18 protein-coding genes are annotated in these 17,313 nt (G+C 68.6%); 4 read left to right on the top strand and 14 right to left on the bottom strand.

Annotation, left to right across the window (positions count from 1 at the left end; translation table 11 throughout):
- Nucleotides 1-103: 103 nt before the first annotated feature.
- Genes ACG00Y_RS18860 through ACG00Y_RS18850 form a run of 3 tightly spaced genes read right to left on the bottom strand, consistent with a single transcriptional unit; the run spans nucleotide 104 to nucleotide 2,289 of the window.
- Complete coding sequence (locus ACG00Y_RS18860; protein ID WP_394481494.1) at nucleotides 104-475, bottom strand: PPC domain-containing DNA-binding protein; 372 nt, start codon at nucleotides 473-475, stop codon at nucleotides 104-106.
- A gap of 2 nt (nucleotides 476-477) precedes the next feature.
- Entirely contained in the window at nucleotides 478-2,091 is a 1,614-nt protein-coding gene (locus tag ACG00Y_RS18855; RefSeq protein ID WP_394481493.1) for a gamma-glutamyltransferase family protein, read from the bottom strand.
- Between the two features lie 57 nt (nucleotides 2,092-2,148).
- Nucleotides 2,149-2,289 (bottom strand): hypothetical protein, encoded by a 141-nt coding sequence (locus ACG00Y_RS18850; RefSeq protein ID WP_394481492.1) that lies wholly within the window; start codon nucleotides 2,287-2,289, stop codon nucleotides 2,149-2,151.
- A 425-nt stretch (nucleotides 2,290-2,714) separates the two neighbouring features.
- Here ACG00Y_RS18850 and ACG00Y_RS18845 point away from each other — a divergent pair, with 425 nt between their 5' ends.
- Nucleotides 2,715-3,638, top strand: a complete 924-nt coding sequence (locus ACG00Y_RS18845; protein ID WP_394481491.1) for a choice-of-anchor A family protein — start codon at nucleotides 2,715-2,717, stop codon at nucleotides 3,636-3,638.
- On the opposite strand, the gene ACG00Y_RS18840 is transcribed toward ACG00Y_RS18845, so the two are convergent.
- From ACG00Y_RS18840 to ACG00Y_RS18815, 6 genes are all read right to left on the bottom strand, one after another.
- On the bottom strand, nucleotides 3,639-4,634 hold the full coding sequence (locus ACG00Y_RS18840; protein ID WP_394481490.1) for a S49 family peptidase: 996 nt from the start codon (nucleotides 4,632-4,634) through the stop codon (nucleotides 3,639-3,641).
- 1 nt (nucleotide 4,635) lies between these two features.
- Nucleotides 4,636-5,022 (bottom strand): Rieske (2Fe-2S) protein, encoded by a 387-nt coding sequence (locus ACG00Y_RS18835; RefSeq protein WP_394481489.1) that lies wholly within the window; start codon nucleotides 5,020-5,022, stop codon nucleotides 4,636-4,638.
- Entirely contained in the window at nucleotides 5,015-5,680 is a 666-nt protein-coding gene (locus ACG00Y_RS18830) for an HAD family hydrolase (protein ID WP_394481488.1), read from the bottom strand. Before ACG00Y_RS18830 ends, ACG00Y_RS18835 begins: the two co-directional genes overlap by 8 nt.
- Before the next feature lie 88 nt (nucleotides 5,681-5,768).
- Nucleotides 5,769-6,086: a type II toxin-antitoxin system RelE/ParE family toxin gene (locus tag ACG00Y_RS18825; RefSeq protein WP_394481487.1), complete on the bottom strand. Its 318-nt coding sequence runs from the start codon at nucleotides 6,084-6,086 to the stop codon at nucleotides 5,769-5,771.
- Entirely contained in the window at nucleotides 6,083-6,376 is a 294-nt protein-coding gene (locus ACG00Y_RS18820) for a YlcI/YnfO family protein (RefSeq protein WP_394481486.1), read from the bottom strand. Before ACG00Y_RS18820 ends, ACG00Y_RS18825 begins: the two co-directional genes overlap by 4 nt.
- 69 nt (nucleotides 6,377-6,445) lie before the next feature.
- Complete coding sequence (locus tag ACG00Y_RS18815; RefSeq protein WP_394481485.1) at nucleotides 6,446-7,447, bottom strand: RluA family pseudouridine synthase; 1,002 nt, start codon at nucleotides 7,445-7,447, stop codon at nucleotides 6,446-6,448.
- A 604-nt stretch (nucleotides 7,448-8,051) separates the two neighbouring features.
- Here ACG00Y_RS18815 and ACG00Y_RS18810 point away from each other — a divergent pair.
- The 3 genes from ACG00Y_RS18810 (at nucleotide 8,052) to ACG00Y_RS18800 (ending at nucleotide 13,957) form a co-directional block, all read left to right on the top strand.
- Nucleotides 8,052-10,994: an Rne/Rng family ribonuclease gene (locus tag ACG00Y_RS18810; RefSeq protein WP_394481484.1), complete on the top strand. Its 2,943-nt coding sequence runs from the start codon at nucleotides 8,052-8,054 to the stop codon at nucleotides 10,992-10,994.
- A gap of 132 nt (nucleotides 10,995-11,126) precedes the next feature.
- Nucleotides 11,127-12,818 (top strand): COG3904 family protein, encoded by a 1,692-nt coding sequence (locus tag ACG00Y_RS18805; protein ID WP_394481483.1) that lies wholly within the window; start codon nucleotides 11,127-11,129, stop codon nucleotides 12,816-12,818.
- Nucleotides 12,819-12,925: 107 nt separating this feature from the next.
- Nucleotides 12,926-13,957 carry a hypothetical protein gene (locus tag ACG00Y_RS18800; protein WP_394481482.1) on the top strand — a complete coding sequence of 344 codons (1,032 nt, stop codon included), beginning with the start codon at nucleotides 12,926-12,928 and terminating at the stop codon, nucleotides 13,955-13,957.
- 10 nt (nucleotides 13,958-13,967) lie between these two features.
- Here ACG00Y_RS18800 and acpS read toward each other — a convergent pair whose 3' ends face one another.
- Genes acpS through era form a run of 5 tightly spaced genes read right to left on the bottom strand, consistent with a single transcriptional unit; the run spans nucleotide 13,968 to nucleotide 17,307 of the window.
- Nucleotides 13,968-14,369, bottom strand: a complete 402-nt coding sequence (gene acpS, locus ACG00Y_RS18795; RefSeq protein WP_394481480.1) for a holo-ACP synthase — start codon at nucleotides 14,367-14,369, stop codon at nucleotides 13,968-13,970.
- Entirely contained in the window at nucleotides 14,366-14,863 is a 498-nt protein-coding gene (locus tag ACG00Y_RS18790; RefSeq protein WP_394481478.1) for a GNAT family N-acetyltransferase, read from the bottom strand. The genes acpS and ACG00Y_RS18790 overlap by 4 nt, the downstream gene beginning before the upstream one ends.
- Nucleotides 14,860-15,627 (bottom strand): pyridoxine 5'-phosphate synthase, encoded by a 768-nt coding sequence (locus ACG00Y_RS18785; protein WP_394481476.1) that lies wholly within the window; start codon nucleotides 15,625-15,627, stop codon nucleotides 14,860-14,862. Before ACG00Y_RS18785 ends, ACG00Y_RS18790 begins: the two co-directional genes overlap by 4 nt.
- Nucleotides 15,624-16,376 (bottom strand): DNA repair protein RecO, encoded by a 753-nt coding sequence (gene recO / locus ACG00Y_RS18780; RefSeq protein WP_394481474.1) that lies wholly within the window; start codon nucleotides 16,374-16,376, stop codon nucleotides 15,624-15,626. Before recO ends, ACG00Y_RS18785 begins: the two co-directional genes overlap by 4 nt.
- A gap of 4 nt (nucleotides 16,377-16,380) precedes the next feature.
- Entirely contained in the window at nucleotides 16,381-17,307 is a 927-nt protein-coding gene (gene era / locus ACG00Y_RS18775) for a GTPase Era (RefSeq protein ID WP_394481472.1), read from the bottom strand.
- Nucleotides 17,308-17,313 lie beyond the last annotated feature (6 nt).

Below are 17,313 nucleotides of genomic sequence, written 5' to 3'. Positions count from 1 at the left end.
CTGGCTGGTGTTGAAGCTCGACGCGCGGGCAGCGGCCCGCGAAGGGAAGACGCGCAAAAACGCCGTCAGTCGAGGTCAAGCAGCTTGGTCATGGGCACCAATGCTAGCAGCGAGGGTGGACGGCAAGCTCGGTGTAGCCGGTGGCGGCATCGAACTCGCGCCCGAGGCTGCCGGGCGGCAGCGGCGCGATCAGCAGCTCGGCCGTCGTGCGCACGATGCAGCCGGCGCAGACATGCCCGCCGAGCACGCGGCCCGAGGCGTCCGACACGCTCACATGCAGGTGGGCGCCGGCGGGCGTCAGGCTGCCGCTCAGCGTCAGGACCTCCAGGGGGCCATCAATGTGCGTAGGGCCAGGCTCGCCGGCGAAGCGCAGCTCCGCCTGCACGAGGCTGCCGATGCCGGCGATGACGAAGCCGGTGAAGGTGCCGAGCGCGGCACGCAGGTCGTCGCCGGGATGCAGGCGCAGCGGCTGCATCGTCACCAGCCCACGGCGGCGCCGTCGCGGCGCGGATCGCTGGCGGCCACGTAGCCTTCCACGCCCGGGTCACCCAGCCGCCAGATGAACTGGCCGGCGCCGAAGTCCTGGTAGCTGTCGTGGATGTCGCCGATCTCGTGGCCGCGCGCGCGCAGGGCCTCGATGGTGGCCGCAGGCATGTGCGGCTCGATGTTGATCGATAGCCCTTCGTTGAAGCGCCAGCGCGGCGCGTCGCAGGCGGCCTGCGGGTTCTGGCCGTAGCAGAGCATGCGCACCAGCGTCTGCATGTGGCCTTGCGGCTGCATGTTGCCGCCCATGACGCCGAAGCTCATGATCGGCGCGCCGTCCTTGGACAGGAAGGCCGGAATGATGGTGTGGAAGGGGCGTTTGCCGGGCGCGACCTGGTTGGGGTGGCCCGGCTCCAACGTGAAACAGTGGCCGCGGTTCTGCAGGCTGATGCCGTAGCCCGGCAGCACCAGGCCGGAGCCGAAGCCCATGTAGTTGCTCTGGATGAAACTGACCATCATCCCGCTCTCGTCGGCGGCGGTCAGGTAGATGGTGCCGCCCTTGACGGGGTTGCCGGCGCCGAAGACCTGGGCGCGGGACGGGTCGATGAGCCTGGCGCGCTCGGCGAGGTAGTCGAGGTCCAGCAGTTGGGCCGGGCTGACCGTCATCGCGCCGGGTTCAGCCACAAAGCGGTAGACATCGGCGAAGGCCAGCTTCATCGCCTCGATCATCAGGTGCTGGGCCTCGGGGCTGTCGACCGCATGGGCCGTGACGTTGCAGTGCTCCAGCAACCCCAGCGCCATCTGCGCGGCGATGCCCTGGCCGTTGGGTGGGATCTCGTGCAACGTGTGACCGGCAAAGTCCTTGGCCAGCGGCGTGACCCACTCGGGCTGATAGGCAGCGAGGTCGCCTTCAGTCAGCGCGCCGCCGGTCTCGCGCGCAAAGCGGGCCAGCGCCTGCGCGATCTCGCCGCGATAGAAGGCCTCGCCCTTGGACTCGGCGATCAGCTTCAGGCTGCGTGCCGCATCTTCAAAGCGGAACAGCTCGCCGACCTCCGGTGCCCTGCCCTTGGGCAGGAAGGCCTGCGCAAAGCCAGGCTGCGAGGTCAGCTCGCCGATGGCCGCCGCCATGGCCCACTTGCCCTGCACGATGGGCGGCACCGCATAGCCGCGCTCGGCGATTTCGATGGCCGGCTGCATCAGGTCTGCGAACGGCAGCTTGCCAAAGCGCTCGCTCAAGGCCGCCCAGCCGCCCACCGCGCCTGGCACGGTGACCGAACCCCAGCCGCGCTTGGGCATGGCCTGACCCTCGAAAAACCCGGGCGTCCAGGCGGCGGGCGCCGGCCCTGAGGCGTTCAGGCCGTGCAGCTGCTGCCCGTCCCAGAGGATGCAGAAGGCGTCCGAGCCCAGGCCGTTGCTGCAGGGCTCCACGAGCGTCATGCAGGCTGCCGCAGCAATCGCCGCGTCCACCGCGTTGCCGCCGGCGTTCAGCACGCGCAGCCCGGCCTGCGCCGCGAGCGGATGCGAGGTCGAGACGATGTTGCGCGCGAAAAGCGGGCTGCGCCGGCTCGGGTAGCCGGCGGTCCAGTCGAAGCGAGGTGCGGTAGTCATGGAGGCTGATTTTGCGCGGCGCACGGCGTTGCAGCGCCATCGGCCGTCGGGGAATCGCTAGCCCTGCGGTCGACCCGCATCAATCCAGGCCTGCGTTTCCGTGTTGCCCAGCCGGTAGCGCGCGCAGTTGAAGACGGCAAGTGCTTTAAGTTCCTGGGCCAGCAACTGCTCGAACTTCGCTGCATCCTCAGCGGGCAAGCCCAAGCCAGCCAGCGCTTGCGCTACGGATCTGCGGCCTCGAACCACCAGCCCCACCGCTTCGCTCAGCGCTTCCCGGTAGTTGACTCGGAAGGGGTCCGGCTAGCCCATGGACTCCATCACGACCTTGTACCCTGCCCCGCAGACGCAAGCGTGGCGATGGCTCGCAGCACCGCCTCGGAAGTCAAACGGTCGTCGTAAGGCATGAATCAGCTCGATGATGTGAGCCGATTCTGCCGCATTCAAGTCAATGTTGCCTTATCAGCTCGATATCTTGAGCCGATACCAAATCGGCCGCGAGGTCTGACGCTCAAAGCATCTTTCTCGCCTGGTGCCCGCCACCCGTGAACTGCTTCGCGAAGCGCCCCGCCAACCCCCACGACAGGGCGTGACGCAAAAACGGCCTGCTCCCTAGACTGCCGGGCATGCAGTTTCTCCCCCGCCTTCTCTCCCTCGCCACCGCGCTTCTCGCCGCCACGGCCGTCCAAGCGGCCCCGATCAGCCTGGGCCTGGACCCCAGCCTCAACTTGCTCGCCTTCGGCAACATGACCGTCGGCAGCAGCGACGTCGAAGGTCGCGTCGCGGTCGGCGGCAACGCGACGATCAACGGCTATTCCATCAACACCAAGACCGGCTCCAGCGCCCTCTACCAAGGCACGGGCCTGGTGGTGGGCGGTGACCTCGCCTTCACCAACGGCTCCATCTGGGGCGGCGCCGTCGTCGGCGGCAGCTACACGCCCAACAACACTGGCAACGTGATCGGCGGTACCGCCAGCGGCCACGGCTTTGACTTCGCCAGCGAGAAGCAGCGCCTGGGCACGCTGTCGTCGTCGTTCGACGGCCTGGCCAACACCGGCGCCGTCGTCGACCAGTGGGGCACGCTGAACTTCGACGCCACCGGCCAGATGCTGGCCGTCTTCGACATCCTCGCGGTCGACGCATTGAAGAACATGCAGATCACCGGCCTGGGCGACGGCGCGCAGGTGCTCATCAACATCCACGGCGCCTTCGTGGACTTCGGCAACCACGGCTACACCGGTTTCAACAAGGGCCAGGTGGTGTTCAACCTGCCCGAGGCCACCGGCATCGCGCTCAACGGCGGCATCAACGCGTCGCTGCTGGCCGTGAACGCCAGCGTCGGCCATGGCTGGGGCCAGATCAACGGCCAGGTCGTCGTGAAGGACTGGAACAGCAGCGTGCAGGTCAACGATGCGCCGATGCCCTTCTTCGTCACCAGCCCGTCCACCACGCCCGGCGCGCAAGTCCAACGCCTGCCGGAGCCGGCATCGCTGGCCCTCGTCGGCCTCGCGCTGGCTGCGGTTGGCTATAGCCGCCGCAGCAAGGCCTGATCAGCGGATCGGCGCCAGCTCCCGCAGCGCCTTCACGGCACCGGCACCCACGCCTGCGCCGAAACGCTTGGCCAGCCGCTCAGCGACGTTGTCGCGCGGCGTGTAGTCGATGACGTCTTCGGCCTTGACGACCTCGCGGGCCACGTAGTCGAGGTTGCCGTAGTGGTCGGCCAGGCCCATCTCCACGGCCTGCTCGCCGTTCCAGAACAGGCCGGAGAAGGTCTCCGGTGTCTCCTTCAGCCGCTTGCCGCGGCCCTCGCGCACGACGGTGATGAACTGCTGGTGGATCTGGTCCAGCATCGCCTGCGCATAGGCGCGCTGCTTGGGCGACACGGGGCTGAACGGGTCCAGCATGCCCTTGTTGTCGCCGGCCGTCAGCAGCCGGCGCTCGACGCCCACCTTGTCCATCAGCCCCGTGAAGCCGAAGCCGTCCATCAGCACGCCGATGGAGCCGACGAGGGAGGCCTTGTCGACATAGATCTCGTCGGCCGCCGCAGCGATGTAGTAAGCGCCCGAGGCGCACATCTCCTCGACGACGGCATAGACCGGCTTGTCGTACTTCTTCTTCAGCCGCTTGATCTCGTCGTGGACGATGCCGGCCTGCACGGGGCTGCCACCGGGCGAGTTGATGCGCAGCACGACCGCCTCGGCCGCCTCGTCCTTGAAGGCGTCCTTCAGCGCGGCCAGCAGCATCTCGGCGCTGGCCTCGGTGTCGGCCGCGATCTCGCCGCGCACCTCGACCAGGGCGGTGTGCGGCGTGGTCGTCGCCGCCACATGCCGGCCCTGCAGCCACAGGCTGTAGACCAGCAGCCCGGCCAGCAGCAGCCAGAAAAGGCGGAACACCGTGCGCCAGCGGCGCTCCGCGCGGCGCTCGCGCAGGAAGTCCTGCGCCAGTTGGGCCAGCAGCGGCTCGGCGGCCGGTGTGACGAGGGGCGGCACGCCGACCGGGTCCTGCATGGGCGGCGGCAAGGTGTCGTTGTCGGAATTGCTGCTCATGTCAACCTTCGAAAGCGGGTTTGGTGTCGCGCGTGGGGTGCCAGTAGACCTGGCCGTCGCGCTCGGTGACTTCGATCTTCGTCAGCCGCCCGCGTGTGCACGGGCCCATGACGCAATGGCCGGTCGAGGGCTCGTAGACCGCGCCATGGATGCTGCACATGATGAAGCGCTTGTCGCCGTCCAGGAACTCGCCTTCCTGCCAGTCCATCTCGGTGGGCACATGCGCGCAACGGTTCAGGTAGGCCACGGCCTGGCCGTCGAAGCGCAGCGCGAAGGCCCGCACCGGCTCGCGCCACTGGATGACGTCAAAGCTGACCGCCTTGCCGCGCTCCTGCAGTTCGGCCGACGCGCACAGGCGCTGCGGTGGCGCGGCGTCCAGCTCAGGCATTCGCGATCAGCCAGTCGTGCAGCTCGCGCGTCGAATGGGCGACGAACAGCGGGTTGAACTCCGCAAACGTCGCGTGGTCGTGTGCGCCAAAGCTGACCGCCACGCAAGGCGCGCCGGCATTGACCGCCAGCTGCAGGTCATGCGTCGTGTCGCCAATCATCAGCGTGCGCTCGGGCTCCACGCCGAACTCCTTCATCAGCTCCAGCAGCATCTGCGGATGCGGCTTGGAGCGCGTCTCGTCGGCCGTGCGCGTGCCGTCGAACAGATGGCCCAGTTCGCTCGACGCCAGCACCCGGTCCAGGCCCACGCGGTTCTTGCCGGTGGCCACGGCCAGCCAGTGGTGACGGGCCTTCAGTTCTTCCAGCATGGCCAGGCTGCCTTCGAACAGCGACAGCTCGTGCTCGGAGGCCAGGTAGTGGTGGCGGTAGCGCAGGCCCAGCTCGGGGTAGCGCTCCTCGGGCAGGCCGGGCACGGCATGCTCCAGCGCATCGCGCAGGCCCAGGCCGATGACGTAGCGGCAGTTCTCGAACTCGGGCTCGGGCAGGCCGATGTCCACGGCGGCGCGCTGGATGCAGCGGGCGATCAGCGCGGTGGAGTCGAACAGGGTGCCGTCCCAGTCGAAGGCGATCAGGTCGAAGCGTTGGGGGCGAGAACTCATGGAGGGGATTGTCGAGGCTCGTGTCACTGGCGCGCATGAGCGAACGCCGATTGAGGGAAGTCGTCGGGAACGTACCCGGCTGTCAGTCTCAGTGATAGTCAGATTCATGTTGATGCCGAACGGCCAGCACTACCACCTGCTGAGGGGACGCGATTTCATACTTCAGCACGTACCCTGAAGTTCCGAATGGGACAACAAGCTCCCGGCGAAGGCTGCTGCGCGATCCGACATCCTTGCGGAACAGGAAGGGCGCCCTAGCCAGCGAAGCCATCGCCTCGTCGATTGTTTGAAGCGCACGATCCGCAACATCCAAATCTTCGACGTACTCCGCTCGCTCGAGAAGGTACTCGTACAGCCTCAGCAGGTCTGCCTTTGCTTCTGGATCGACAACGACCGAGAAGGTCATGCTTTAGTCGTTCGGCGCTTGCCCTGTAGCTCGCTGCGCCGGGCTTCCAGCCGAACACGCATCTCAGCAACCACTTCTTCGGCCGGCACACCCGCACCCGTCTGCTGGTACCGCAGCCAAGCGGCATCCGCACGGGCGTCAAACTCAGCTTGCATGCGCCGGTAATCCACCGCTTTGCGCACGGTCGCCTCCAAGAAGTCGGACAGTGTTTCGCCTTCGCGCAACACTGCTTCGAGGTCGGCTCGCAGTTGGGGCTCAACGCGCACTTGCGGAAGGATGGCGGTCTTCATGCTCTGATTGTGTTGCAAACGTGTTGCGCCATCAAGGGCTCGTCGGTTTGCACACCTTCCTTCCCCAATTCATGCGCTGCATTTCACCAACTGGATGCAGCTCATAGGCAACGGCGCTTCGCAAACCAGCGCTTCCCCAGTTGCGGGATGCTGCACCTGCAGCCGCCGCGCATGCAGGAACATCCGGTCGAACTTCGCCGGCCCGCGTGCCAACTCGCGGTTGCGCTCGAAATCCCCGTACTTGGGATCACCAACGATTGAATGACCGGCTTGCTGGAGGTGCACGCGGATCTGATGCGTGCGTCCGGTCTTGATGGTCACGTCGAGCAGGCTGAACTGCGCGGTTCGCTGCACAACCTTCACCAGACTGATCGACCGCTTGGCCTCCGCCTCGTCCGCCTTGCCCGCCCTCACCCACCGCTCGCCATCGCTGCCGACGAACTTCACCAGCGGCACGTCGATGACCTTGAGCTTGGCCGGCCAGTCGCCCCAGACCAGCGCTGCGTAGGTCTTGCCGGTTTCACGCTCGCGTAGCTGGTCCTGCAGCGCCACCAGCGCGCTGCGCTTCTTGGCAATCATCAACAGTCCCGAGGTCTCCTTGTCCAGTCGGTGCACCAGCTCCAGGAACTTGGCCGTCGGCCGCGCGCGGCGCAGTTGCTCGATGACGCCAAAGCTGACGCCCGAGCCGCCATGCACCGCCACGCCGGCCGGCTTGTCGATGACCAGCAGGTACTCGTCCTCGAACACGACCGGAAACTCGCGCGCCGGCGCCTCCGGCTGGGCAGCGCGCCCGGGCAGGCGCACGGGCGGGATGCGAACCTCGTCGCCGATCTCCAGCCGGGTATCGGCCTGCGCACGGCCCTTGTTGACCCGCACCTCGCCGGCGCGGATGACGCGGTAGACATGCGTCTTGGGCACGCCTTTCAGCTCCCGCAGCAGGAAGTTGTCCAGCCGCTGGCCGGCCGATCCCTCATCCACGACCACCCGCCGAACTGCGGGTTTGTCTGTACCTTGAGCGGCTGTCAACCCCGTGGCAGGGGCCTCAGGGCCTGCCCCTATAATCCTTTTCACCACGTTGCTGCCGTAAGTATTTGATTTGGTTGATTTTAGCGGCGGCAACGTGTGGCTGACGCGGCAAATGCCCGGCGGCCACAGGCGATGCAACGCGAACGATGGCCGGCAGGTTTCCTCCCCGAGTGAGTGAACGGCCCGCTGTCAGACGCGGCAGAGCGATGACACAAGAACCCCGCGAGCCCCGCCGCCGACAAGCACAGGGCGCTCGCAGACAACAAGGTTTCCATGGCGACAGAGTGCTCAGGCCCCGGCCCAAGTGAGCTGTCACCAGCGTCCAGCAGCCCACGCGGATGAGCATGCCCCTCCCCCCACACGCACCCCTGCGGCCCCGGCTTGATGCCGGTGTGGCCGCCCTGCCCCAGCCACTGGCTGGGCGGGTGCGCGCGGGAGCCGGCGGCTCGGCTCGCATGTCAGCTGCTGCGGCGCACGCGCCAACGCCGACTGCGCGCTGACCCCCCGGTCAGTCGCGCTTTCGGTCCAGGGCGATTCCTTCCTCGGTTCTCAGCCATCGCCCGTGCATCTGGATGCCGCCTTCGGGCGGCGCGATGAACGTGCGCGTTTTGCGGCGGCCCATGAGCCGCCCGGCGCGCGAGGAGATGACATGAAACGCATGCTGATCAATGCGACGCAGCCGGAAGAGCGGCGCCTCGCGATCGTTGATGGCCAGAAGCTGCTGGACTTCGAGACCGAAATCGAAGGCCGCGAGCAGCGCAAGGGCAACATCTACAAGGCCGTCGTGACGCGGGTCGAGCCTTCGCTCGAAGCCTGCTTCGTCGACTACGGCGAAGACCGCCACGGCTTCCTGCCGTTCAAGGAGATCTCGCGCCAGTTCTTCCGCGAAGGCACCGACGTCAAGAACGCGACCATCAAGGACGCGATCAAGGAAGGCCAGGAACTGCTGGTCCAGGTCGAGAAGGAAGAGCGCGGCAACAAGGGCGCGGCGCTGACGACCTTCGTGTCGCTGGCCGGCCGCTACCTGGTGCTGATGCCCAACAACCCGCGCGGCGGTGGCGTGTCGCGCCGCATCGAGGGCGAGGACCGCGAGGAACTGAAGGAAAACCTCGACCAGCTCGAGTACCCCAAGGGCATGTCCCTCATCGCGCGCACCGCAGGCATCGGCCGCTCGGCGCCCGAGCTGCAGTGGGACTTGAACTACATGCTCAAGCTCTGGACCGCGATCGATGACGCGGCCAAGGGCGGCAAGGGCGCCTACCTGATCTACCAGGAGTCGTCGCTCGTGATCCGCGCGATCCGCGACTACTTCACCGCCGACATCGGCGAGATCCTGATCGACACGGACGACCTGTTCGAGCAGGCCCACCAGTTCATGAACCACGTGATGCCCGACCAGGGCCATCGCGTGAAGCGCTACCGTGACGACGCGCCGCTGTTCAGCCGTTTCCAGATCGAACACCAGATCGAGACAGCCCACAGCCGCACGGTCAACCTGCCCTCGGGCGGCGCCATCGTCATCGACCACACTGAAGCGCTGGTCTCGGTCGACGTCAACTCGGCCCGCTCGACGCGCGGCACCGACATCGAGGAAACCGCGACCCGCACCAACCTCGAAGCGGCCGACGAGATCGCCCGCCAGATGCGCCTTCGCGACCTGGGCGGCCTGATCGTGGTCGACTTCATCGACATGGAGGAGAGCAAGAACCGCCGCGACGTGGAACAGCGCCTGCGCGACGCGCTGCGCAGCGACCGCGCCCGGGTGCAGTTCGCCTCCATCAGCAAGTTCGGCCTGCTCGAAATGAGCCGCCAGCGCCTGCGCCCGGCGCTGAGCGAAGGCAACCACATCACCTGCCCGCGCTGCAACGGCACCGGCCACATCCGCGACACCGAGTCCTCGGCGCTGCAGATCCTGCGCATGGTCCAGGAAGAGGCGCTGAAGGACAACACCGCCGCCGTGCACGTGCAGGTGCCGGTGGAAGTGACCTCGTTCCTGCTGAACGAGAAGCGCACCGAGATCACCAAGATCGAGCTGAAGCAGCGCGTGACCGTGCTGATGGTGCCCAACAAGCACCTCGAGACGCCCAACTACAAGCTGGAGCGCCTGCGCCACGACGACCCGCGTCTGGAGAACCTGCAGGCCAGCTACACGATGATCGAGGAGCCGACCGACGAGGTCGGCATCACGCGCCGTGGCGACGTCGAGAAGAAGAACAAGCAGGAGCCGGTCATCAAGGGCATCCTGCCCGAGCAGCCGGCCCCGGTCGCGGCGCCCAAGCCCGAACCCGCTCCGGTGGTCGCAGCACCCGCGCCCGCGCCGGTCGTGGCCGCGCCCGCCCCGGCGCCCAAGGGCTTCTTCAGCCGCCTGGTCAGCTTCTTCAGTGGTGGCGACACCCCCGCACCGGCGCCGGCGCCGGCTGTCGAGGCCCCCGCGCCGGCAGCAGCAGCCACTGACAAGCCCAAGCGCGAAGGTGGCCGTGACGGCCGCGGCCGCGACGGTGGCCGTCGTGGTGAACGCGGCGAGCGCGGTGAGCGTGGCGAACGCGGTCAAGGCGGCCAAGGCGGCCGCCGGGACGGTAAGCCGCAGGAAGCCCGTGGCGAGCGAGCAGAACGCGGTGATCGCGCCGAGCGCGGTGACCGCAAGCCGCGCAGCGAAGGCGGCGACAAGCCCGAGCAACAGCGCCCCGAGCGCGCGGAACGCCCCGAGCGCGGTGAGCGCCCGGAACGCGGCGAGCGCCGCCCGCGTGGCGAGCGACCGGACAAGGCACCCGTCGAGGCCGCCCTGCCGCTGGCCGCACCGTTGACGGACGACCAGGTCGCCATCCACGACGCGCCGCCCGCCTTCGTCGACAGCCAGGCCGAAGCCGGCCTGCCGACGACCGGTGACACGACGTCCAGCGAGGAGCGCCAGGGCCGTGGCCGCCGCCGCCGCCGTGGTGGCCGCGACCGCGCCGACGAGCAAGGCACGACGGCCGGCGATGAAGCCGCTGCCGAAGGCAGCACCGAGGCGTCCGCCGAAGCCGCGCCTGATGCCGTGACCGACGCCGCACCCGCCGCCGAAGGCGACGACACCGGCGAAGGCCAGGGCCGCGAGAAGAGCCGCCGCGGCGGCCGCAATCGCAACCGCAACCGCCGCGAGGACGGCGCCGTCGACGGGCAGGAAGCCCCGGCCGGCGAGCAGGCCGACACGCCGCTGCAGGGCTCGTTGATCGAGACCGCGATGGCCAGCGCCGCGCCGGCAGAGGCGCCGGCTGAAGCGCCAGTCCAGGCGCCTGTCCACGCACCCGTTCAGGCGCCCGCGCCGGTCGTCGCCGCGCCAGCCCCAGTGCCCGCACCCGCACCTGCGCCGGTCGTGGAGGCCTTCAAGCTGCCGCTGGCCGAACTGCAAGCCGTCGCCGACGGCGTGGGCCTGCAGTGGGTCAACTCCGACGCCGACAAGATCGCCGCCGCGCAGGCCGCCATCGCCGCCGAGCCGGCGCCGGCGCCGCTGGGTCGCGAACCGGCCGAAGTGGTCGTCGTCGACGAAGGCCCGCTGGTGCTTGTCGAGACGCGCAAGGACCTCAGCCAGGTGAAGCTGCCTTTCGAGGCCTGATCACGACCTGCGCCGATGAATGCCGCCCGGCCCGCGCCGGGCGGCATTTTTTTGCCTTCTGCTTGAGCCCGCCTCGCCGCCGTGAATAGCAACGTCGGCCGGCACCGTTTTCCTCATTAAGCTGCGGCGGCCATGACCGACGCTCGCAAGCCCCGCCCCTACGTCGACCCCACGCAGGTCGACCACAACGCCCCCGCCGCCCCGACGCCCAGCGCGGAGCCGGCGCCCGCCGCCTGGCAGCAGGCCTCGCACCGGCCGCGCACCGCAGCTCGCCCGCGCGCGCGGGTCACTTCGGCGCCCAGAAAAGGTTATTTCGGCAGCCACTGGCGCGGCGAGCAGAGCCTGGTGCGCAGCTACTGGCTCAACAACTTCCTCGTCGCGGCGCCGCTCGCGTTCTTGCTGACAGGGCTGATGAGCTGGATCAGCGTCAAGGGCGATTCGCTGCAGGTCAGCGCCATCATCATGCTGGTCGGCTTCCCGTTGCTGCTGGCGCTGGACACCTGGTGCATCGTCGGCACCTGGCGCGCGGCGACGACCTATCTGCGCGACCACGGCTCGGTGCTGTGGGGCTGGCTGGCCCGCATCACGCTCGTGCTGGGCGCGCTGCAACTGCTGGCCTCGGTGCTGTTCGGCCTGCTGCCCAACGTCGGCGAGTACTGGCAGATGGCGCGCGGCATCGACCCCATCGGCCAGGCCAAGTTCAGTTTTTCTGCCGACGGCCGCAGCCTGCGCCTGGACGGTGTCATCGGCATGGGCGACGGTGAACGCCTGCGCGCGCTGCTCGCCAGCGAGGCCGCCCGCGGCCTCAAGCGCGTGGAGCTGTCGTCACCCGGCGGCCGCGTGCGCGAGGCGGAACACATGGCCAGCGCGATGAAGGCACACCGCCACGAGGCCCGCGCCGTGGGCACCTGCGCCAGCGCCTGCACGCTGGTCTTCCTGGCCGGCAGCCCACGCCAGCTGGCGCCGGAGGGGCAGCTGGGCTTCCACCGCGCCTCCACCGGCACCTACAACCCGGTCTTCGAGGAATTGGCCAACCAGAACCTGGCCAAGACCTACCGCGAGCTGGGTCTGCCGGAGTCCATGATCGACACGACGCTGCGCACCTCGGCGCGCAGCATGTGGTTCGTGCCCCGCGAGGAGTTGCAGGCGCATGCACTGATCGCGCCGTCGCCGCGCACGCTGGCCATTCCCATGCCACCCGCCAATGCCAGCCTGGCCGACTTCGACGACGCGCTGCGCATGCATCCGGTCTGGGAGGCGCTCGAGCGGCGCACCGAGGGCACCATCGCCGCCGTGGCCCAGCGCATGCATGAGGCTCGCGCTGCCGGCGCGGCGGACGAGGACGTGCAGGCGGCTGCCCTGCCGCTGCTGGCGCGCCAGATGCCGGCCTTGATCAGCGGCACCGACGCCGTGCTGCGACGGCGTTATGTGCAGATCGTCGGCGACCAGCTGCGGGCACTGCGCACGCCACCCCAGCCTGGCGCGCGAGCCGCCTGCCGGGACCTGCTTGACGGCCACCTGGCCGCCCGCCGGCTGCTGCCGCTGGACGCCCAGGCGCACGAGGCCCAGTGGCTGCTGGAGGTGGCCAACAGCGAGCCGCCGCGCTGGCTGCCCAAACCGCCGAATGCCATCGAGCTGGAAGTGCTGACCCGCTCGGTCGGCAGCTCGGCCCTGGGCATGCTGGGGCGGCTGTGGGCCGATGCACCCGCTGGCGGTGGCGCTGCCTCTTGCGAGTCCGTCCTCGCCATGCTGGACCGCCTGCCGGCCCAGCCCCCGGCGCGGCGGCAGCTGGCGGAGCGGTTGCTGTTCCAGGGCCGCGGCTGAGCGGCACCGGCCCGGGTGAAATTACCCGCCTCCCTGCCGCAGCCCGCCTGTCCTGCACCTACCATGCCGGCCGGCCGCCAACGTGGCGGCATTTTTCGGAGTTCCCCTTGACCCTGGCTAACCTGGCTTCCCCGCTTCGCCTGACCCTGCTCGGCACCCTGCTCGGCTTCAACATCGCCGCCCAGGCGGCGCCTGCGCCCGCCGCCATCAGCTTCGACACGACGCCGCGCGCCGGGCAGCACCAGCGCCAGCTCATCGACCTGAAGGCGGTCATGAAGATGCGCGTGGAAGCCGCGCCCGAGGCGACCGATGAGCAGCGCGCCAAGATCGCGCAAGCGGCGCAACGCATGAGCCAGATGGGCCCCATGAAGTTCTCCACGCAGATGGAGCAGACGATGAAGGTGGAGCAGGCCGACGCCGAAGGCTGGCTGCCGCTGACCGTGTCCATCGCGTCCAAGGGCGGCTCGATGGAGATGGGCGGCAAGGCCATCCCCATGCCCGACACCCAGGCCATGAATGCGAGCTACAGCGCGCGCTTCAACCCCAAGGACTTCAGCTTCGACTTCCAGCAGGTGCAAAGTTCCTCGCCGCAGTTGGCCGAAGCGATGAAGGCGCAGGGCAGCGCCATGATCAACGAGAGCCTGCAGCTCTTCAAGGCGCTGAGCCAGCGCCCGCTGAAGGTGGGCGACAGCGTCGACGTGCCGGTGACCATGGCCCTGCCCGTGCCTCTGCCGGGCGGCGCCGGCGCGATGCAGGGCAATGTGCGCTACACGCTGGCCCGCGTGGACCGCGGCGTGGCGCACTTCGACCTGAACATGGACCTGAAGATGGACATCAGCGCGCCGCTGCCGAGCGCCCCGGCATCGGCCGCCTCGGCAGCTTCCGACAGCGCCGGCGCGGCAGCGGAGCCGGCCAAGACGCTGCAGATGCAGATCGGCGGCAGCGGCAAGGGCACGGCGTCCCTGCGCCTGGCCGACCGCCTGCCCCTGGCCAGCCGGCTCGCGATGGATATGAAGATGACGATGAACGGCCCCGACAACGGCCGCATGCTGATGGACATGGACATGGTCGTCGTGTCCAAGGGCGAGTCGCTGGCCAAGCCGGCCGCCGCCAAGACGCCGGCCAAGAAGAAGCCGTAAGACTTTGGCGTTAGGCCTTCGTCGTCGTCTCAACGACGACGAAGGCGACGGCGTAGTCCTGCTCGTCGCTGACCGTCACATGGGCGCTCAGGCCCCGGGCAGCAAACCATTCGGCCAGCTCGCCATGCAGCGCGATCTCGGGCTTGCCGCTCGGGGCCTTGACGACCTCCATCGCGCGCCAGGTCATGGGCATGCGCATTCCCATGCCGATGGCCTTGGAGAACGCCTCCTTGGCGGCAAAGCGCGTCGCCAGATAGGACTCGCCGCGCGCGGCCACCTTGGCGTGGCGCTCGCGGAACACGGCCAGCTCATGCGGGCCCAACACCTTCTCGGCAAAGCGCTCGCCGCGCCGTGCGAGGGTTTCGCGGATGCGGCGGATGTCGCAGAGGTCGGTGCCGATGCCGTAAATCATGAGAAGGCGATGACGCGGTTGCTGATGGGTTGGCCGTCAAGCATGAAGTCGGTTTGGCCGATGTCCTGGCCGCCTTCCCGGGCGTAGAAGCGCTGAGCGCCGCTGTTGCCGACCCAGACGCTGAGCCACAAGGCCTCGGCCGGCCAGGTCTCGCGGGCGGCCCGCAGCAATCGCGGCCCCAGCCCGCGACCAGTGCAGGGAGGCGCGACATAGAGCCGCTCCAGTTCGACGGACGAAGCGGTATAGACAGGCGCAGCCACGCTGCGGCGGAGCTGAGCAAAGCCTTGCAACGCGGCCCCCTCTTCCAGCAACCAGATCGCTTGCTGAGGATGAGCAATCAAGCTCTCGAACTCGGCCGGCGTGAACGACGCAGCGATGAAAGGCAGGAAGCGGTTCTCGACGCCGTCGGAGGCATAACTGTCCATCCACACCCACTGGGCTAGCGCGGCGAGGCGGGGCGCGTCGTCCGGACGGGCTCGGCGCAGGAAGCTCATGTGTACGCCGTGGCGATGGCGCGCAGATAGGCCCGCACCGCTTCGCCGTAGCCCAGCTCCAGCGCGTCGGCGATCAGGGCGTGGCCGATGGACACCTCCTGCACACCCGGCACTGCGCTCAGAAAGGCCGTCAGGTTGTCGCGGTTCAGGTCATGGCCGGCATTGATGCCGAGGCCCACCTTCAGCGCGGCCTCGGCCGTGGCCGTGAAGCCTGCCAGCACCTCAGCCTGCCGCTCGGTGCCGAAGGCGCTGGCGAAGGTCTCGGTGTACAGCTCGATGCGCTCGGCGCCCAGTTCGGCCACATGCGCCATCGCGGCCGGGTTGGGGTCCATGAACAGGCTGACGCGCACGCCCAGGTCCTGGGCTTCACGGATCAGCGGCTTCAGTCGCTCGGCGTCCTGCGGCAGCGTCCAGCCGTGGTCGGACGTGAACTGCTCTTCGGAGTCAGGCACGAAGGTGACCTGGTGCGGGCGATGTCGGCGCACGAAGTCCATCAGGTTCTGCGTCGGGTTGCCTTCGATGTTGAACTCGGCCTGGGGCCAGTCGCGCAAGAAGGCGGCGAGATCATCCACGTCGCCCGGGCGGATGTGGCGCTCGTCGGGCCGGGGATGCACGGTGATGCCCTGAGCGCCAGCCAGCAGGCACTGCTCGGCCGCGCGCAGCACGCTGGGGATGCCCAGGTGGCGCGTGTTGCGCAGCAGCGCGACCTTGTTGACGTTGACCGACAGGGCGCAGCGGGTTCCAGCGTGGGCAAAGGGGTTCATGAATCCAGCAGTTGTTGCACGTCGACCATCAGCGCGCGCGTGCGCAGCGGCTGGTGGCCGAGATGGTAGTGGAGCAGGCCGCGCAGCGTCGTCTTCAGGCCTTGCGGCTCGGCGGCGCAGGCCTGGCGCAGCGCCGCCATGCTGCCGTGCAGCAGCGCGGCCTGGAGCTGGATCAGCAGCGTGCCAGGCAGGCTTGAATCGCCAGCAGGCGCGATGACGCCGGACTCAGGCGAGAGCTGGTAGCGACGAGCAGGGTCGATGGCCGCCTGCGTGGTCGCGACGACGCTGAGGTCGGGCAGCAGGCCCAGCTCCAGCAGCAGCTTCAGCTCGAAGGCGCGCAGCGCAGCGTCGCCCTCCGCCAGCGCGGCCAGCGTGTCGGCGTAGGCGTCGAACAGGCGCGGATGCGGGTCGTGGCGGGCGAGCAGCTTCATCAGCAGCTCGTTCAGGTAGTAGCCGGAGAACAGCGCGGCGCCGGCCGGCATCGTCGCCCCCCCGCCCCACTCGGCCGTGCGCAGCGTCTGCACCTCGCCGCCGTCGGCCTTGGCGGGTTTGCTCAAGGAGACCGAGATGCGCTGCAGCGGCAGCAGCACCGCACGCAGCTGTGAGTAGGGCCGCTTGGCGCCCTTGGCGGCTACCGCAACGCGGCCGGACTCGCGCGTGAACAGATCCAGGATGAGGCTGGACTCGCTCCAGTCGTGCTGGTGCAGCACGTAGGCCGACTGGAGCGCCGGCGGCCGCGTCAGCCGCATCGCGTCATTCGTATCCGTAGGACCGCAGATGCTCTTCGGTGTCTGCCCAACCGGACCGCACCTTGACCCACAGCTCCAGGAACACGCGGCCGTCCATCAGGTGCTCCAGCTCCTGGCGCGACTCCGAGCCGATCCGCTTCAGGCGCTCGCCGCCCTGGCCGATGATCATGCCCTTGTGGGCATCACGCTCGACGACGATGCTGGCGCTGATGCGGCGCAGCTCGCCCTCGTCTTCCCATTTGTCGATGATGACGGTGGAGGTGTAGGGCAGCTCGTCGCCCGTCAGGCGGAAGAGCTTCTCGCGGATGATCTCGCTGGCCAGGAACTTCTCGCTGCGGTCGGTCAGCGCGTCCTCGGCGTAGAACCAGCCCTGCTCGGGCAGATAGGGCTTGAGGATCTTGAAGAGGCGCGTCACGTCGGCCTCCTTCTTGGCCGACAGCGGTACGAACTCCGTGAAGTTGCGGCGCTCCTGCATGCCCTTGAGCCAGGGTGCCAGTTCGGCGCGGCGGTGCACCGCGTCTAGCTTGTTGGCGATCAGCACGACCGGCTTGTCCTCGGGCAGCAGGCCAAGCACCTTGGCGTCGTCCAGGCCGAAGCGGCCCGCCTCGACGACGAACAGCACCAGGTCCACGTCGGCCAGCACGCCGTGCACGGTGCGGTTGAGCGTGCGGTTCAGCGCGGCGTTGTGCTTGGTCTGGAAGCCGGGCGTGTCGACGAAGACGAACTGCGCCTCGTCGACCGTGCGCACGCCGGTGATGCGGTGGCGCGTCGTCTGCGCCTTGTCGGAGGTGATGCTGACCTTCTGGCCGACCAGCGCGTTCAGCAGCGTGGACTTGCCGACGTTGGGGCGGCCGACGATGGCGATGAGGCCACAGCGCTGGGCGGGGCCGTCAGCAGGGGCTGCGGCGGGGAGAACGGCGTCGGTGGTCATGGCTGG

Source organism: Pelomonas parva (assembly GCF_043555835.1).
In the GTDB taxonomy this organism is placed as follows: domain Bacteria; phylum Pseudomonadota; class Gammaproteobacteria; order Burkholderiales; family Burkholderiaceae_C; genus Pelomonas; species Pelomonas parva.
This window is presented reverse-complemented; position numbering and strand designations above follow the sequence as displayed.

What these genes read in the sequence shown, in the direction of transcription:
- era (WP_394481472.1), bottom strand. Translation starts at nt 17,307, where the DNA reads ATGACCACCGACGCCGTTCTCCCCGCCGCAGCCCCTGCTGACGGCCCC.
- ACG00Y_RS18845 (WP_394481491.1), top strand. Translation starts at nt 2,715, where the DNA reads ATGCAGTTTCTCCCCCGCCTTCTCTCCCTCGCCACCGCGCTTCTCGCC.
- ACG00Y_RS18830 (WP_394481488.1), bottom strand. Translation starts at nt 5,680, where the DNA reads ATGAGTTCTCGCCCCCAACGCTTCGACCTGATCGCCTTCGACTGGGAC.
- ACG00Y_RS18835 (WP_394481489.1), bottom strand. Translation starts at nt 5,022, where the DNA reads ATGCCTGAGCTGGACGCCGCGCCACCGCAGCGCCTGTGCGCGTCGGCC.
- ACG00Y_RS18825 (WP_394481487.1), bottom strand. Translation starts at nt 6,086, where the DNA reads ATGACCTTCTCGGTCGTTGTCGATCCAGAAGCAAAGGCAGACCTGCTG.
- ACG00Y_RS18810 (WP_394481484.1), top strand. Translation starts at nt 8,052, where the DNA reads ATGAAACGCATGCTGATCAATGCGACGCAGCCGGAAGAGCGGCGCCTC.
- ACG00Y_RS18860 (WP_394481494.1), bottom strand. Translation starts at nt 475, where the DNA reads ATGCAGCCGCTGCGCCTGCATCCCGGCGACGACCTGCGTGCCGCGCTC.
- acpS (WP_394481480.1), bottom strand. Translation starts at nt 14,369, where the DNA reads ATGATTTACGGCATCGGCACCGACCTCTGCGACATCCGCCGCATCCGC.
- ACG00Y_RS18790 (WP_394481478.1), bottom strand. Translation starts at nt 14,863, where the DNA reads ATGAGCTTCCTGCGCCGAGCCCGTCCGGACGACGCGCCCCGCCTCGCC.
- ACG00Y_RS18840 (WP_394481490.1), bottom strand. Translation starts at nt 4,634, where the DNA reads ATGAGCAGCAATTCCGACAACGACACCTTGCCGCCGCCCATGCAGGAC.
- ACG00Y_RS18805 (WP_394481483.1), top strand. Translation starts at nt 11,127, where the DNA reads ATGACCGACGCTCGCAAGCCCCGCCCCTACGTCGACCCCACGCAGGTC.
- ACG00Y_RS18820 (WP_394481486.1), bottom strand. Translation starts at nt 6,376, where the DNA reads ATGAAGACCGCCATCCTTCCGCAAGTGCGCGTTGAGCCCCAACTGCGA.
- ACG00Y_RS18785 (WP_394481476.1), bottom strand. Translation starts at nt 15,627, where the DNA reads ATGAACCCCTTTGCCCACGCTGGAACCCGCTGCGCCCTGTCGGTCAAC.
- recO (WP_394481474.1), bottom strand. Translation starts at nt 16,376, where the DNA reads ATGCGGCTGACGCGGCCGCCGGCGCTCCAGTCGGCCTACGTGCTGCAC.
- ACG00Y_RS18855 (WP_394481493.1), bottom strand. Translation starts at nt 2,091, where the DNA reads ATGACTACCGCACCTCGCTTCGACTGGACCGCCGGCTACCCGAGCCGG.